This is a genomic window from Rhodococcus chondri, from assembly GCF_036327435.1.
Taxonomy (GTDB): domain Bacteria; phylum Actinomycetota; class Actinomycetes; order Mycobacteriales; family Mycobacteriaceae; genus Rhodococcus; species Rhodococcus chondri.
The window spans coordinates 1-14,910 of record NZ_JAUZMZ010000122.1; the positions used below are offsets into that span (position 1 = coordinate 1).

The 14,910-nt window shown below is 69.1% G+C and carries 15 protein-coding genes; 6 read left to right on the forward strand and 9 right to left on the reverse strand.

The genetic code is table 11. The annotated features are described in order from the left end of the window. From Q8814_RS18715 to pdhA, 4 genes are all read right to left on the reverse strand, one after another. Nucleotides 1-826: MFS transporter (locus tag Q8814_RS18715; RefSeq protein WP_330153505.1), on the reverse strand; the 826-nt coding region annotated here is incomplete at its 3' end. A 104-nt stretch (nucleotides 827-930) separates the two neighbouring features. Beyond that, nucleotides 931-2,229 (reverse strand): dihydrolipoamide acetyltransferase family protein, encoded by a 1,299-nt coding sequence (locus Q8814_RS18720; protein ID WP_330153492.1) that lies wholly within the window; start codon nucleotides 2,227-2,229, stop codon nucleotides 931-933. 35 nt (nucleotides 2,230-2,264) lie between these two features. Further along, nucleotides 2,265-3,248, reverse strand: coding sequence for an alpha-ketoacid dehydrogenase subunit beta (locus tag Q8814_RS18725; protein WP_330153493.1), 984 nt, complete (start codon nucleotides 3,246-3,248; stop codon nucleotides 2,265-2,267). Then, complete coding sequence (gene pdhA, locus Q8814_RS18730) at nucleotides 3,245-4,369, reverse strand: pyruvate dehydrogenase (acetyl-transferring) E1 component subunit alpha (protein WP_330153494.1); 1,125 nt, start codon at nucleotides 4,367-4,369, stop codon at nucleotides 3,245-3,247. The genes Q8814_RS18725 and pdhA overlap by 4 nt, the downstream gene beginning before the upstream one ends. Before the next feature lie 167 nt (nucleotides 4,370-4,536). Between pdhA and Q8814_RS18735 the strand changes: the two genes are divergently transcribed. Then, entirely contained in the window at nucleotides 4,537-5,022 is a 486-nt protein-coding gene (locus tag Q8814_RS18735) for an Lrp/AsnC family transcriptional regulator (protein WP_330153495.1), read from the forward strand. On the opposite strand, the gene Q8814_RS18740 is transcribed toward Q8814_RS18735, so the two are convergent. Next, complete coding sequence (locus Q8814_RS18740; protein WP_330153496.1) at nucleotides 5,003-5,476, reverse strand: acyl-CoA thioesterase; 474 nt, start codon at nucleotides 5,474-5,476, stop codon at nucleotides 5,003-5,005. The genes Q8814_RS18735 and Q8814_RS18740 overlap by 20 nt on opposite strands. 239 nt (nucleotides 5,477-5,715) lie before the next feature. Here Q8814_RS18740 and Q8814_RS18745 point away from each other — a divergent pair, with 239 nt between their 5' ends. Further along, the gene (locus Q8814_RS18745) at nucleotides 5,716-6,552 is read left to right on the forward strand and encodes a sulfurtransferase (protein ID WP_330153497.1); all 837 of its coding nucleotides are present in this window, start codon (nucleotides 5,716-5,718) and stop codon (nucleotides 6,550-6,552) included. A 71-nt stretch (nucleotides 6,553-6,623) separates the two neighbouring features. On the opposite strand, the gene Q8814_RS18750 is transcribed toward Q8814_RS18745, so the two are convergent. Then, nucleotides 6,624-7,442 carry a shikimate 5-dehydrogenase gene (locus tag Q8814_RS18750; protein WP_330153498.1) on the reverse strand — a complete coding sequence of 273 codons (819 nt, stop codon included), beginning with the start codon at nucleotides 7,440-7,442 and terminating at the stop codon, nucleotides 6,624-6,626. 109 nt (nucleotides 7,443-7,551) lie between these two features. Between Q8814_RS18750 and Q8814_RS18755 the strand changes: the two genes are divergently transcribed. After that, the gene (locus tag Q8814_RS18755) at nucleotides 7,552-8,334 is read left to right on the forward strand and encodes an enoyl-CoA hydratase/isomerase family protein (protein ID WP_330153499.1); all 783 of its coding nucleotides are present in this window, start codon (nucleotides 7,552-7,554) and stop codon (nucleotides 8,332-8,334) included. Nucleotides 8,335-8,342: 8 nt separating this feature from the next. Here the strand turns inward: Q8814_RS18755 and Q8814_RS18760 are convergent, their stop codons facing one another. The 3 genes from Q8814_RS18760 to Q8814_RS18770 all read right to left on the reverse strand — a co-directional run bounded on the left by Q8814_RS18760 (nucleotide 8,343) and on the right by Q8814_RS18770 (nucleotide 10,446). Further along, nucleotides 8,343-9,038, reverse strand: coding sequence for an HNH endonuclease family protein (locus Q8814_RS18760; RefSeq protein ID WP_330153506.1), 696 nt, complete (start codon nucleotides 9,036-9,038; stop codon nucleotides 8,343-8,345). 92 nt (nucleotides 9,039-9,130) lie between these two features. Continuing rightward, a complete protein-coding gene (locus Q8814_RS18765; protein ID WP_330153500.1) occupies nucleotides 9,131-9,457 on the reverse strand; it encodes a hypothetical protein in 327 nt (108 codons plus the stop codon). Nucleotides 9,458-9,519: 62 nt separating this feature from the next. After that, entirely contained in the window at nucleotides 9,520-10,446 is a 927-nt protein-coding gene (locus tag Q8814_RS18770; protein WP_330153501.1) for an NADP-dependent oxidoreductase, read from the reverse strand. 50 nt (nucleotides 10,447-10,496) lie between these two features. Here Q8814_RS18770 and Q8814_RS18775 point away from each other — a divergent pair, with 50 nt between their 5' ends. The 3 genes from Q8814_RS18775 (at nucleotide 10,497) to Q8814_RS18785 (ending at nucleotide 14,786) form a co-directional block, all read left to right on the forward strand. After that, the gene (locus Q8814_RS18775; RefSeq protein ID WP_330153502.1) at nucleotides 10,497-13,322 is read left to right on the forward strand and encodes a DEAD/DEAH box helicase; all 2,826 of its coding nucleotides are present in this window, start codon (nucleotides 10,497-10,499) and stop codon (nucleotides 13,320-13,322) included. After that, nucleotides 13,322-14,077 (forward strand): SWIM zinc finger family protein, encoded by a 756-nt coding sequence (locus Q8814_RS18780; protein WP_330153503.1) that lies wholly within the window; start codon nucleotides 13,322-13,324, stop codon nucleotides 14,075-14,077. Before Q8814_RS18775 ends, Q8814_RS18780 begins: the two co-directional genes overlap by 1 nt. 151 nt (nucleotides 14,078-14,228) lie before the next feature. Then, a complete protein-coding gene (locus tag Q8814_RS18785; protein ID WP_330153504.1) occupies nucleotides 14,229-14,786 on the forward strand; it encodes a DUF1360 domain-containing protein in 558 nt (185 codons plus the stop codon). Nucleotides 14,787-14,910: the final 124 nt, after the last annotated feature.

Genomic DNA, 14,910 nt, shown 5'->3' on the forward strand with positions numbered 1-14,910 from the left:
GTTCCTCACATGCGATGTCACCCGCACGGTCGAACTGATCGGGCAGTTGCGCGAGCACGGCGCGTTCGAGGGACGGCACCTGACGCCGCTGGCCGTCGCCGCGAAGGCTCTGCTGAGCACGATCCGCGACGAACCGGCCCAGGGTCATCGTCGCCGAGAATGCGCCGAAGGCCAGGGCCGCAACCGAATCGGCGCTGCCCAGTCGTTCCTTGACCTGCAGGGCGCTCCAGTCGTTGGCGACACCCTCGCTGAGCATCAAACCGAACGCCACCCCGCCGAGCAACAGAACCTTCCGCGGATAACCATTCCGTGACCGCGTCGCCGGCCGGGCCGGGGCGGGCTCGGTGCGGATCAGATGCGGCACGATCGGTACGACGGCGACCAGGGCGCACGAACCGGCCACGGCCAGCGTCACCGGCGGGCTCACTCCGGCGGCCAGCGTCGCCGCCCCCACCAGCGACCCGACGATGCCACCGGCCGAGAACACTCCGTGGAACGCGGCCATGATCGGGCGCCCATAGCGCTGCTCGACGACAACCGCCTGTGAGTTCATGGACACATCGAGCGCGCCGTTCGCGAACCCGAACACCGCGAGCGCGAGGCCGAGATGCCACGGCGCGGACGCCAATCCCGGCCCCACAGTCGCCAGGGCCAGCAGCGACGCGAAGCCGATCGTGGTGCGGTGGCTGCCGAACCGATCGGCGAGTGGCCCCGTCATCTGCATCCCGCACAGCGCACCGGCCGCGAGCAGCAGAAGCAGCGATCCCAGCGCGGCGTGCCCGATACCGACCCGCTGCTCGATCGCCGGGATGTGCACCACCCACATGGCGAGCAGGAACCCGTTGATCCCGAACACCGCGAATACCGCGCCGCGGGCACGCCTGAGTACAGAGTCGTCCACGGGCGCTCACGCTAGTGTGGCGGCCCGCCCTACGTCCCGGCGACCAGCGTGGGCACCGGATCGTGCAGGATGCGACCGATTGCGGCCAGCGCCTTACCGGCCTGCTCGCCGTCGATCAGCCGGTGATCGAAGGACAGCGACAGCGTCACGACCTTCCGGATCGCGAGGGCGTCGTCCACCACCCACGGTCGGTCGCCGATCGCGCCGAGCGCGAGGATCGCGGCCTCACCGGGATTGAGGATCGGGGTGCCCGTGTCGACACCGAACACCCCGACGTTGGTGATCGAAATCGTCGACCCGGTCAGCTCTGCAGGGGTGGCCCGACCGGAGCGGGCGGCATCGGCCGCGGCGGCGATCGCGCCGGCGAGCTCGGGCAACGACAGCGCGTCCGCGTCGCGCACCACCGGCACCTTGAGGCCGTCACCGGTCGCGGTTGCGATGCCCAACCGCACCCGGTGATGGACGACGATCTCGTGGGCGGCCTCGTCCCAGCTCGAATTGAGATCCGGTTCGTCACGGATCGTGCTCAGCAGAGCCTTCGCGGCGACGGCCAGCGGCGTCAGGTGCCGTCCCTCGAACGCGCCGTGCTCGCGCAACTGCCCGATCAGTTCGACCGTGCGGGTGACATCGCATGTGAGGAACACCGTCGCGTGCGGTGCGGTGAACGCGCTGCGTGTCACGGCCTCGGCGGTGCGCTTGCGGACCCCGGCGATCGGGACCCGGGTGTCCTGCGCAACCGATGTGTCGGCAGGCGCAGTGCGCTCGTCGGCGCTGCGTTGCTCATCCGAGCGGGTGAGGACCCCGTCCGGGCGGCTGGGGGTCACGGTCGCCAAATCGATGCCGAGCCGTTTCGCTTCCCGGCGCGCTCCCGGCTTCGCATCGGGCCGGCGGGCGGCGGCGGTGTCGGCGTCGTCCGCCGGGAGAGGGCCGTCCGGTGTGCCGGGAGGTGTGCGGCGGGCGGCGCGTTTGCTGACCGGGGCGACACCGGGTCCGTAGCCCACGAGCACCTGCGGTGGTCGCTCGGCGACCGGCTCCCCGGCTGCGGAAGGCTCTCCGGGACCGGACGGCGATTCGGTGGTGTCCGCGACGGTGACGCGCAGCAGAGGTGCGCCGACGGGGACGGTCTCGCCGGGTGCCGCGAGCAGTTCCGCGACGGTCCCGGCGTACGGCGACGGCAATTCGACCGTCGCCTTGGCGGTCTCGACCTCGCCCACCACCTGGTTGAGTTCGAGCCGATCTCCGATCTCGACCGACCACGCAACCAGTTCGGCCTCGGTCAGGCCCTCGCCGAGATCCGGCAACCGGAATTCCTTGACCACCTCCGGCATGTGGGGATTCTCCTTCTGTCAGGCGGCAAGTTCTGTCAGGCGGCGAGACTGCGGTCCACCGCGTCGAGGATGCGGTCGGGATCCGGCAGGTGGTGGGACTCGAGTTTGGCAGGGGGATAAGGGATGTCGAATCCTCCGACGCGCAGCACCGGGGATTCGAGTTGATAGAAGCAGCGCTCGCTCAGTCGAGCAGCAATCTCCGCGCCGAGCCCGCAGAACACGGGCGCCTCCTGTGCGACGACGAGCCGGCCGGTGCGGCGTACGGACTCCTCGATCGTGTCGAAGTCGATGGGCGAGAGGGACCGCAGATCGACCACCTCGATCGAATGTCCTTCGGATGCTGCGATGTCGGCGGCCTGCAGCGCCGTCGACACCATCGCGCCGAACGTCACGACCGTGACGTCGGTGCCGGTCCGCGCAACCCGTGCCCGGTGCAGCGGCAAGGTGGGTTCGGCATCCACATCCACCTCGCCCCGATCCCAGTAGCGGTGCTTCGGTTCGAGGAAGACCACCGGGTCGTCCGAGGAAATTGCCTGCTGGATCATCGAGAACGCGTCCGCCGGGTTACCGGGACTCACGACGCGCAGTCCCGCCGTGTGCGTGAAGTAGACCTCCGGCGATTCCGAATGGTGCTCGACCGCACCGATACCGCCGCCGTAGGGAATCCGGATGGTCAGCGGGGCGGTCACCGCGCCCCCCGTGCGGTAGTGGATCTTCGCGACCTGCGAGACGATCTGGTCGAAGGCGGGATACACGAATCCGTCGAACTGGATCTCGCACACCGGACGGTAGCCGCGCAGCGCCATCCCGAAAGCGGTTCCCACAATTCCTGATTCGGCCAGCGGGGTGTCGATGACGCGGCCGTCCCCGAAATCCTTCTGCAGGGTGTCGGTGACACGGAAGACGCCGCCGAGCCGGCCGACGTCCTCACCCATGATCACTATCTTGCGGTCGCGCTCGAGTGCGCGTCGAAGACCGGCGTTGAGAGCGGCGCCGAGCGCCATCGTCGTGGTGGTCATGACCGGGCCTCCTCGTCGGTGGTCGCGAAACCCGCGAGGTAGCCGGCGTATCCGGCGCGTTCCTCGGCGAGCATCGGATGATCGGTGCTGTACACGTGATCGAACAGCATGAGAGGTTCGGGGTCCGGCATCTCGAGTGTTCCGCGCCGCAGTCGTGCTGCCGCGTCGTCTGCGGCGGCCTGCACGTCGGCGAAGAATGCCTCGTCGGCCAGGTTTTCGCGTTCGAGCAGGCGACGCACCCGCTCGAGCGGATCCCGGGCCCGCCATTGCTCGAGATCGGCGGGCGTGCGGTACCGGGTGGGATCGTCGGACGTGGTGTGCGGTCCCATCCGGTAGGTGAGGGCTTCGACGAAGAACGGTCCGCCCCCGTCGCGGGCATGGCGCACGGCCTGCCGGGTGACGGCGAGAACCGCGAGGACGTCGTTGCCGTCGACCTGGACTGCGGGCATCCCGAAGCCGGCGGCACGCTGCGCGAGCGGGACCGGGCTCTGCACGTGGGTGGGGACGCTGATCGCCCACTGATTGTTCTGGCAGAAGAACACGACGCCGACGCCCCAGCTGACCGCGAATCCCAGTGCTTCCGAGAGGTCGCCCTGGCTGGTCGCGCCGTCACCGAAGTACACGACGGTCGCGATGTCGGCGCCGTCGAGTTTCGCGCCCATCGCGTAGCCGGTCGCGTGGAGCCCCTGGGAGCCGACGACGATGGCGGGGTTGGTCATGTTCACCGTCGCCGGATCCCACCCGGAGTGCGCGCATCCGCGCCACAGGCGCGTCATTGCGGCGGGGTCGACCCCGCGGCACCATGCCACGCCGTGTTCGCGGTAGCTCGTGAAGACGTAGTCGTCCGGATCGAGTGCCCGGGCGGAGCCGACCTGTGCGGCTTCCTGCCCGGTCAGCGGCGCCCAGAGTCCCAGTTCGCCCTGTCGCTGGAGCGCGGTGGCCTCGGTGTCGAGGCGTCGGATCACCACCAGGTCGCGGTACAGGTCACGGAGCTCGGCGGGGCCGACGTCGGAAATCAGGCCGCTGTACTCGGGGCGGTGGACGCGTCGTCCGTCCGGTTGGATCAGCTGGACCGGATAGGTCTGTTCGGACCGCACCGGAACTGTGGAGGGTGCCACCATCGGTTCACCTCGTCGGTACAGGCCCGGCGGGCTCTCGTGAAGCGGTGCCGGACATGAATGTGTTGTACCTCACATAATCCACGTCCGGAGAATCTGCGCAATCGAACGGACGCGGATTGTGCAGGAAGCACGGTTTCGGGCCCCTGTTCGGTGGCAGACTGCGAAGAATGACCAGTCTGGACGCCACCGACGCCCGTTTGCTGCTCGAGCTCGCACGCACGCCGCGAGCCACGGGCGTCGAGCTCTCGCAGCGGCTCGGGTTGTCGCGCAACACCGTGCAGGCACGCCTCGCACGGTGGGAGGCGGACGGGGTGCTGGCATCCTTCGAGCGGCGCATCGACCCGTCGTCGCTCGGATATCTGCTCGCGGCGTATGTCGCCACCCGGGTCGATCAGCATCGGCTCGACGACGTTGTCGCCGCGCTGTCGCAGATCCCCGAGGTTACCGAGGTATACGGCCTGACCGGACCGGTCGACCTGTCGGTGAAGGTCGTGGCGCGCGACGCCGACGACCTCTACCGGCTCGCCGGCCAGATCCTCGAGATCCCCGGTGTGGAGCGCACCAACATGTCGCTCGTCATGCGCGAGCTGGTGCCCCTGCGCACTGCACCGCTGCTCGAGAAGGCGGCAGGCGCTACTTTGCGGAGGGTGTGACCAGCTGCATGACTGCCTTACGGATCTGTTCCGGAATCGGAACCGGGCGGCGCGTGAGCAAATCGACGTAGACATGCACGAAACGTCCTGTGGCGGCGGGATGTAGCGCCCCGTCGGAGTCCTCGCGGAAGATCGCGAGCGTGTAGGTGACGCTCTGCTTACCGATCCGCTCGACGGCCAAGCCGATCTGCAGGCGGTCCGGGAACGACAGCTCCGAGAGGTATCGGCACGACGTCTCGGCCACCACCCCGATCGAGTCGAGTTCGCGGATGTCGACGCCGGTGGTCGCCATGAGCCAGCCGTTGACCGCCGAATCGAAATACGAGTAGTACGTGACGTTGTTGACGTGGCCGTAGTGATCGTTGTCGGCCCATCGGGTCTGCATCGGCCACAGGATCGCGTACTGCTCCGGTTCGGGGGGCGCGGCGTTTCTCGTCGGCTGGCGGTTGCTCACGCCTCGACGATAGTGCTCCCGGCATCGCAAGTCCGACCAACAGCGCTCAGAAGGCCGAACCGATTCCGAAAACCGTCCAACCGAGTCCCCTGAGCGCACCCGGACTGCGGCGACGACGTGCGGATGGTCCGGCGTTCCGCGCTCGCCGATCGAACCGTATCCCGGCCGGTCCGCATTGCCGCCGGGTGCTGTCCGGTGTTCGCGCACGATCGGCCGCCGAGACCTGTCAGGATCGGAGCATGCCCTCCGATCCCGTACTCATCACCACTTCCGAATTGGCGGAGCTCATCGACTCCGGCCGGTCGCCGGTCCTGCTCGATGTCCGCTGGGCACTCGGCGACGAACAGGGCCGCGACCGGTTTCACGAAGGCCACATCCCCGGTGCGGTGTTCGTCGACCTCGACGCCGAACTCGCCGACCCGCCGACGCCCAAGGAAGGCCGCCACCCGCTGCCCGCCATCGTGCGGCTGCAGGACTGCGCGCGCCGCTGGGGAATCTCCGGTGCCGAGACCGTTGTCGCCTACGACGCGACCGGCGGTCTCGCCGCGGCACGCGCATGGTGGCTGCTGCGGTGGGCGGGATTGACCACCGTCCGCCTCCTCGACGGTGGTCTGCCCGCGTGGATCGCCGGTGGGCACCCCGTCGCGGCCGGTCCGGGTGGTCAACGGCATCCCGGCACGGTGACTCTGCAGCCGGGCCACATGAAGACCGTCGACATCGACACGGTCGCCGGGTTGCCGTCGCACGGCACACTGCTCGACGCGCGCGCAGCCGAGCGCTACCGCGGAGAGGAGGAACCGGTCGATCGTCGTGCCGGTCACATCCCCGGCGCGGTCAGCGCGCCCACCACCGACAACCTCCGGGAGGACGGCAGCTTCCGGCCCGCCGACCAGCTCGCCGCACGATTCGCCGCTCTGGGTGTGACGGGCGACGTCGCCGTGTACTGCGGATCCGGGGTTACCGCGGCGCATGAGATCGCGGCCCTCGCGATCGCCGGGATCGACGCCGCGCTGTTCCCGGGCTCCTGGTCGCAGTGGTCGGCCGACCCCACCCGGGAGGCGGCGACCGGCGGCTGAGGGCGGGACCGGACACCCTCTGGGGGAAACGAAACCACGGCCGCTCGGCCCGATCCGATGACGCCGGCCCGTCAGTTACGTGAAAACTCCGACGCGCGCCGCACCTGATCCGCGGTGGGCTCGACCCCGGTGTACAGCTCGAACTGCAGGGCTGCCTGCAGCGCGATGACCTCGTCGCCCGTGATCACCGGTATCCGACGGTCGCGGGCGGCGCGGACCAGCGGCGTGTCGGGCGGCGCCGCGACGACATCGAAGACCACCGAGGCCGCAGCGACGATGTGGTCGGGGAACGGTAGCGCGGAGGCTTCCGCGCCCCCGGTCATACCGATCGGCGTCGCATTGACGAGCACCGCGGGGGTCGGCTCACCGGCCTCGGGACGCCACGCGTACCCGTACTTGCGAGCGAGGGCCCGGCCGGTTTTCTCGTTGCGCGCGACGATGGTTCCGTCGGTGAATCCGCTGTGCCGCAGCGCGGCGGCCACCGCTTTGGCCATCCCACCGCTGCCGGCCACCACCACCGGCAGATTCGTGTCCACTTCGTGCGACGCCAGCAGATCCTGAACCGCCTGATAGTCGGTGTTGTACGCGTGCAGGACACCGTCTTCGTTGACGATCGTGTTCACCGACTCGATCGCCCGCGCCGAATCGTGCAGGACGTCCACGAGTGGAAGCACTGCCTCTTTGAACGGCATCGACACCCCGGCCCCGCGGATCCCGAGCCCGCGAATTCCGGCGACTGCGTCGGCGATGTCGAGGGGAGCGAACGCCTTGTAGACGAAGTCCAGCCCGAGTTCGTCGTACAGATAGTTGTGGAAGCGGGTGCCGATGTTGCTCGGCCGACCCGACATCGAGATGCACAACCGGGTGTCCTTGGTGATACGCGAGAGCATCTCCTCACGTTAGCCGGGAGGTCGGCCCGTGCCGGGCATCGGCGCCGGGCGAGCACACGCGCCGGAAATGACATTCTCTTCATCCGAGAATTAAGTTAGGCTGCGGGGCATGGGAGACGATCTGGGAGCGGGCGGACTGCGATTCGAGCGTGAGGGAGCCATCGGTTGGTGCATCATCGACCGTCCCGCCGCCCGCAACGCATTCACGCCGGCGATGTACTACGGACTCAAGCGTGCCGTGCGGCTGGTCAACTCCGACCCCGACCTGGGTGCGCTGATCATCACCGGCGTCGACGACGTGTTCGCGCCCGGCGGCGACCTGGGCGGACGGGCGGAGCCCGGCGACAACCTGCCCGAGGGGCTGGCGGGAGGCGACGTCGTCCCGTTTCTCACCATCCGCGACAGCCGGGCACCCGTCATCTCGGCGGTCAACGGCATCTGCCAGGCGGGCGGCCTGCTCGTCGCGATGATGTCCGACATCGCCGTCGCCAGCGACCGCGCCACCTTCCGCGTGCCCGAACTCCTGCGTGGCATACCGGACGCGACGTTCGCGGCGGCCCTGCCCGCACACATCGGACTCGCGGCAGCCCGCGATCTGATCTTCTCTGCACGGAAATTCGATGCGGCGGAAGCCCTTCGCCTCGGGGTGATCTCGCGCGTCGTACCGCACGAGCAGCTTCGCGACGCCGCGCTGCAGGCGGCGCGCGAGGTGCTGCAGACGGCTCCACTGGCTCGCGCCCAGGTCAAGCGGATGCTCAACGAACGGTACGGGCAGATCGATTACCAGACGATGTTCGGGGCGCTCGAAACCTCACCGGAACCCCGCGAGGGGATGCGGGCGTTCATGGAGAAGCGTGATCCCGATTGGATTCCCCAGAACCTGCCGGTCTGATCGCAGCGTCACGACGCGGGCGCAGACGGCTCCGCAGCCGGGCACAAGGCGGTTGCTCCGGCCAGCGCCCGATGGTCGGCTGCCGTGATCGGCAACCGGTACCGCACCGCGACGGACAGATACTTACCCGCGAACCAGCAACGGTAACCCGTTGCGGGAGGCAGCCATTCGGCGGGCGTGTGGTCGCGCTTGGCCTCGTTGGCGGCGCCGCCCACCGCGGCCAGGTTGTAGACGACGTCGTTGGCGAATTGCTGTCGCAGCTCGGCCGGCCAGTGCGCGGCGCCGTGGTCCCAGGCCGCGGCAAGCGGGTAGATGTGATCGATGTGTACTGCCTTCGCGGCCGAACGCCGGAACGCCACCTGCTCGCCGGTGTACGGATCGGCGAGGGTGCCCGTGAGCACGACGCAGTCGTCGGTTCCCGACCGGAACGTCGGGTCGCGCAGATCGCGCGCAAGCACGTTGTTGCGGGTATCGCACCCGTCGTGCCCGCCCGGCCCGGGATGGTCGTCCGACCACGCCGGTCCGAAGACGCAGCGCGCACCCGGTCCGCAGTCCCGCTCGTAGCCGGACAGCTGCGGCCGCTGCGCCACCACCTCGACGCGGCCGAGCAACTCCTCGACCTGCGTCCGGGACGGACTGCCCGGCACCGGATCAGCGCTTTCGGAGAAATCCCACCACCACGACACGGCAATCGCGAACGCGATCACCGGCACCCACCACTTCGCGCTCCCTCGCACCGGCCGATCATGGCAGGGGTCCACGACACGGCAGGGTTCCACGACACGGCAGAACCGGATCAGCCGTCGCCGGTGAGCGGGAACCGTGTCGCGTGGATGGATCGGACCGTGCGGCCGTCGTGCCCGACGATCCACGACCCGCCCGCCTGCTTGCACGCGGCGATCCGGTCGAAGACCGTCAGCAGAAAGAAGATCGCCTGCTCCGCGCTCTCTGTGGCGGCGAGATGGTGTGCCTCCCCGTGTTTGAGGCCGTCCAGCCACACACCGCACTGCCCGTCCAAGCGGAACGTGGTGATGTGCGACGAGTCGACGAACGCGTATTTGACCTGCTCCCACGGCGTGTGGCCGCTGTAGGTCTGTTCGAGTACCTGGACCAGGATGGTCATATCGGCTCCTGCGGACGCGTCTGAAAACCAGTGTGCTCCCCGGACACCGCACGATCCAGCGCTCAGCGCACGATGACGACCACCTTTCCGCGCGCGTGCCCGTCCTCCACGAGAGCGAGGGCCCGGCCGGCCTCCGCGAGCGGAAACGTGTGCTCGATCCGTGGATCCAGGACGCCTCCGGCGACGAGCGAGGCGACGCGCTCGAACACCTCGCTCGTGCGGCGCCGGGTCACCCCGGACCCGCCCAGCTCGCGGGCACGACCGGGGTCGGCGGCACTGAGGATCCGCGCCGTCTCCTCGGCCACGCCGACGGCGCGTTCGAGGACATTGCCGCCCACCAGGTCGACGATCACCGTGACCGCCCCGCAGTACGCCCCGGCGGCGGCGATGCGTTCCTCGGAGCCCGGCCCCGATTCGATCCAGATACCACCGTTGGCCTCCACCAGGTCGCGCTTGCCGCCGCTCGCCACACCGAGGGTCGCGGCGCCCGCTGCGTGGGCGAGCTGGGTGACCGCCGATCCGACACCACCCCCGGCGCCGAGCACCAGCACGGTGTCGGCATCGACGATCTCGAGTTGTTCGACGATGTCGAGGGCCGTGCCCGACGCGACCGGAATCGTCGCGGCCGCCCCGAAGCTCACCGAGTCGGGTTTGTGGGCGGTGCTGTGCCCGTTGAGCAGGGTGTATTCGGCATACCCGCCGAACCCGGTCGCGGTGGACCCGAAGACCGGATCGCCGATCGCGAAGCCCTCGGTGCGTTCACCCAGCGCCGTGACCACACCCGCGACCTCGCGTCCGAGGACCGCGGGAAGGGTGACGGGCACCGTGTCCTTACGGGTGCCGGCGCGCACCTTCCAATCGGCCGGATTCACCCCGGCGGCGTGCACCGCCACCTGCAACTGGCCGGGCCCCGGACGGGGGATCGTCAGGTCCAGGAACTGCTGTGTTTCCGGGCCGCCGTATTCGGCGAAGCCGTACGCGAGTGCCATTCGCTCAGCCTGCCACGAGCGCGTCCGGCGCGGCTGGCACCATAGAGGGCATGTTGCACGGGCTCTGGTCACCGGGATCGGGGCTGTTGTTATGGCGCGATCCGGCAGACGGACAGGACGAGAACGACGACGCCCTGCCCTCCGCGCTGCGCCGGTGGACCGACCGGCCGTTCCGGCACAGCGTCGAACTCACCCTTCCCGGCGACACCGGGCCGCGCAGGCTCCCGGCGGTCGCGGTCGCTCCACCCGACGCTGCTCAACTCCTGCTGGATCTGCCGCGCCGTCCCCAAGGTGTGGCCGGTGACCTGCGTTATCTCGCGCATGTCGCTCGGGGGATCGAGCGGTGGGCACAGGCAGGCCGGGTGGCCCCCGAACTCGTCCGCGCCGAAAAGCAATGGTGGGGTCGCTGGCGACTACTCGGCGGTGAGAAGACGCGGGCATGGTCGGCCGAACTTGCCGCGGTGATGCCGCCGGTGCAGAAGCAATTGGGTCGTCCCACGTCGCTGCTCGACGATATGAGTGCCGAACTGACGGATCCGATCGTCCGCGCGTTGCACGGGCCGTCGACGTCGCTGCATCCCCTGGTCGCGGCGCTCGCCGAAGGCCAACCGCATCCGCGTGGAACCCAGCGCATGGCCGACGCCCTCGAGGAATGGCGGGCGAGCCTGTCCGGCTACGAACCGGATCTGGTGCTGCGGCTGCTCGAACCCGAGGACACCGAGGATGACGACGACGCCGGTATCGGTGCCGACGCGCTCTGGCGGCTCGAGGTGTGCCTGCGTTCGGAAGGCCAGGCGCCGGTGTCGCTGCCCGTCGAGGGCACCGACCCGCACCTGCTGCAGATCGGGATCCGCAAGCTGGGCGGCGCACTCGCGGCATACCCGCGACTGCAGGACGTCCCGCGCGACCCCGCCAATCTCGACCTGCTGCTGCCCACCCCGGTGGTGATCGACCAGGTCGAGCACGGCGCCCGCGCCCTGCAGGCCGCGGGAGTGGCGCTGTTACTGCCGCGGGCGTGGTCGAAGGTCGATCCGTCGCTGCGGTTGCAGGTCACCTCGGCCGCGGCCCCGGTCGGCGCCGAGGACAGCCTCGTGGGCATGAGCGCGATCGTGTCGTACGAATGGCAACTCGCCGTCGGCGACATGCTGCTTACGCATTCGGAGATGGAACAGCTCGTCGCCGCCAACAGCGATCTGGTCAAGCTGCGGGGCAAGTGGGTCCGGGCCGACGCCGAAGCGCTGGCGAAGGCCGCACGGTACGTCGGCGCCCACTCCGAGCGGGACGCCACCCTCGGAGGATTGTTCGCCGAGTTCACCGGGGACGATCCCCCTCCGATCGAGGTCACCGATGTCACCGCGACGGGCTGGGTCGAGACGCTGCTCGACGGGCAGGCGCAACCCGAGACGGTTCCGGCGCCGCCGGGGTTGCTCGCCGAACTGCGGCCCTATCAGCAGCGTGGTCTCGATTGGCTCGCATTCATGTCGCGGCTCGGTCTGGGCGCGGTGCTGGCGGACGACATGGGGCTGGGCAAGACCGTGCAGCTGCTCGCACTGCTCGAGCACGAACGGGCGAACACCGACACGGCGGCGCCGACATTGCTGGTGTGCCCGATGTCGGTGGTCGGCAACTGGCAGCGAGAAGCCGAACGGTTCGTGCCCGGCCTCCGGGTGCACGTCCACCACGGCGCACAGCGACTGCGCGACGCCGAACTGGCCGCCGCAACCGGGGATCACGACCTGGTCATCACGACGTACGCGATCGTGGCCCGAGACATCGCTCAACTCGCCGAACTCCCTTGGCACAGGGTGGTTCTCGACGAGGCGCAGCACGTCAAGAACAGCAATACCGCGCAGTCGCGGGCCACTCGTGCCGTCCCGGCCGCGCACCGCGTCGCGTTGACCGGCACTCCGGTCGAGAACCGCCTCGAGGAACTGCGCGCCATCCTGGACTTCGCGAACCCGAAGTTGCTGGGCAGCGCGTCGTCGGTCCGCGCGAAGTTCGCGGTGCCGATCGAGCGCGATCACGATCCGGCCGCCGCCGCACGGCTGCGGGCGCTGACCGCCCCGTTCGTGCTGCGTCGCGTCAAGACCGATCCCGACGTCATCTCCGATCTGCCCGACAAGTTCGAGCAGACGGTGCGCGCGAACCTGACGGCGGAGCAGGCCGCGCTGTACCGGGCGGTGGTCGACGACATGATGAAGAAGATCCGCGACAAAGAAGGCATGGCCCGTAAGGGCGCGGTGCTTGCGGCCCTGACCCGGCTGAAGCAGGTGTGCAACCATCCGGCCCACTATCTGGGCGACGGTTCCCCGGTGCTGCGCCGCGGCCGGCATCGTTCGGGCAAACTGGGTCTCGTCGAGGACATCGTCGAATCGGTCCTCGGCGACGGCGAGAAGGTCCTCCTGTTCACCCAGTTCCGGGAGTTCGGGCAGTTGATCGCGCCGTATCTCGAGCAGCGGTTCGCCACCGTCGTGCCGTTCCTGCACGGCGGTGTCGCGAAAGGCAGACGAGACTCCATGGTCACGCAGTTCCAGGAGGAGAGCGGACCTCCGATCATGTTGCTGTCGCTCAAGGCCGGCGGTACCGGCCTGAACCTGACGGCCGCCAATCATGTCGTGCACCTCGACCGGTGGTGGAATCCCGCAGTGGAGAATCAGGCCACCGACCGCGCCTTCCGTATCGGCCAGCGCCGCGACGTGCAGGTTCGCAAGCTCGTGTGTGTCGGGACCGTGGAAGAACGTATCGACGAAATGCTCACCGGCAAGCAGGAGCTGGCCGATCTCGCGATCGGGGTGGGGGAGAACTGGATCACCGAGCTCTCGACGGAACAACTGCATTCGCTCCTCACTCTCGGCGACGATGCGGTGGGTGACTGATGGCCCGGCGCAACGAGTTTCGCGGCTACGGCTCCGCCCGCAAGGTCGCGGGCGGTGTCGAGGCGCGCACCAAGCGCGGCGCCATCGGGCGTACCTGGTGGTCGAAAGAGCTGATCGCCGCGATGGAAGAGGTCGCCGACAAGGGCCGGCTGACCCGTGGTCGCACGTACGCGCGATCGGGTCAGGTGGTGTCGATGCGCCTCGAGCCCGGCGCCGCGGTGGGCGATGTGCAGGGCAGCCAGCTGCGTCCGTTCACGTCGACGGTGTCGGTCCGGGTTCTGGGCGAGGAGGGCGTGGGCGAGCTGATCGAGAAGGTGAGGTCGTCGCCGGGCATGCTGGCGCGCCTCGCCGGCGGGGTGCTGCCGGAAGAACTCGGGCCGCTGCTGCTGCCCCGGCGCGCCGGGGAACTCGATTTCGACTGCACCTGCCCCGACGACGGGTGGCCCTGCAAGCACGCCGCGGCCGTGGCGTACCTGCTGGCGGAGCACGTCGACGAGCACCCCCTGGCGGTACTCACCCTGCGCGGCGTCGACCTGGGCATGCTCATCGGTGGCGCCGACGAGGCGCCCGACACCGACGACTTCTACGGCGAGGACACCGAACTGCCCGAGCTGCCGGTGGAGCGGTTCCGGCCGGCGCCCGAAGACCTGGACCCGATGCTGCTGCGTCGCGCGCTGCGCGCCGGGGGCACCGACGAGGCCGTGGTCATCCGCGGGATCTCCGACTTCGAGGACCTGTACCGCCGGCTGCGGTAGTCCGCGCGAAGTTCCCTGTCCTGATCGCCCGGATCGCCGATCTGCCGTCGACTGCCGGGGTTGCGCGGACCCGCAGCGGGTATGCCTTCCTCGGTGTGGAAGCGAGATTCGCCGGCACCCACGGAACGGGACTTGCACGAGTGGAGGGTTCATGGGATTGCACGAAGCGTCATCCGCCGAACAGGACAGCGCGGAGCGGAGCGTGGTCGACACGATGCAGCAGGAAGCCGACATCTACCGCAATGGGGAGGACCGCCCGGTCGGCGGATATGCGGTGGTCATGGCGGTGTACCTGTCGCTCGTCGGAGTGCTGGCCGGGGTCGCGGCGAAACTGGGTCGCCCGTTGCCGCGGCCGACCGCGGGCGACATCGCGGTGACCGCACTGGCGAGCCACAAGGTCTCCCGCGTGCTGAGCAAGGCCGCCGTGACCAGTCCGGTGCGCGCACCGTTCACCCGGTTCGACGGGCCGGGCGGCCCTGCGGAGGTGATGGAGAAGCCGCGGGAATCTTCGCGCGTGCGGCACGCGATCGGAGAACTGCTCGCATGCCCGTTCTGCCTGGACCTGTGGGTGGTGACCGCGCTCGTATTCGGACTCGTCTACGCGCCGGGCGTCACGCGACTGATCGCAGGATCGTTCTGCGCCTTGACGGGGGCGGATTTCCTGCACCTCGCGTACGCGAAGGCTCAGCAGATGGCGACCGAGGGCTGACCTCGCCGGCCGGATCGGAGACGTGTGACGGTAGACATACATGGACTTCCAACTATAGGATGGGCGAAGACTTCGGGCTTCTGCCCGACTGCATCCTGTGACCGCACACCACTCTCAGTAAAGG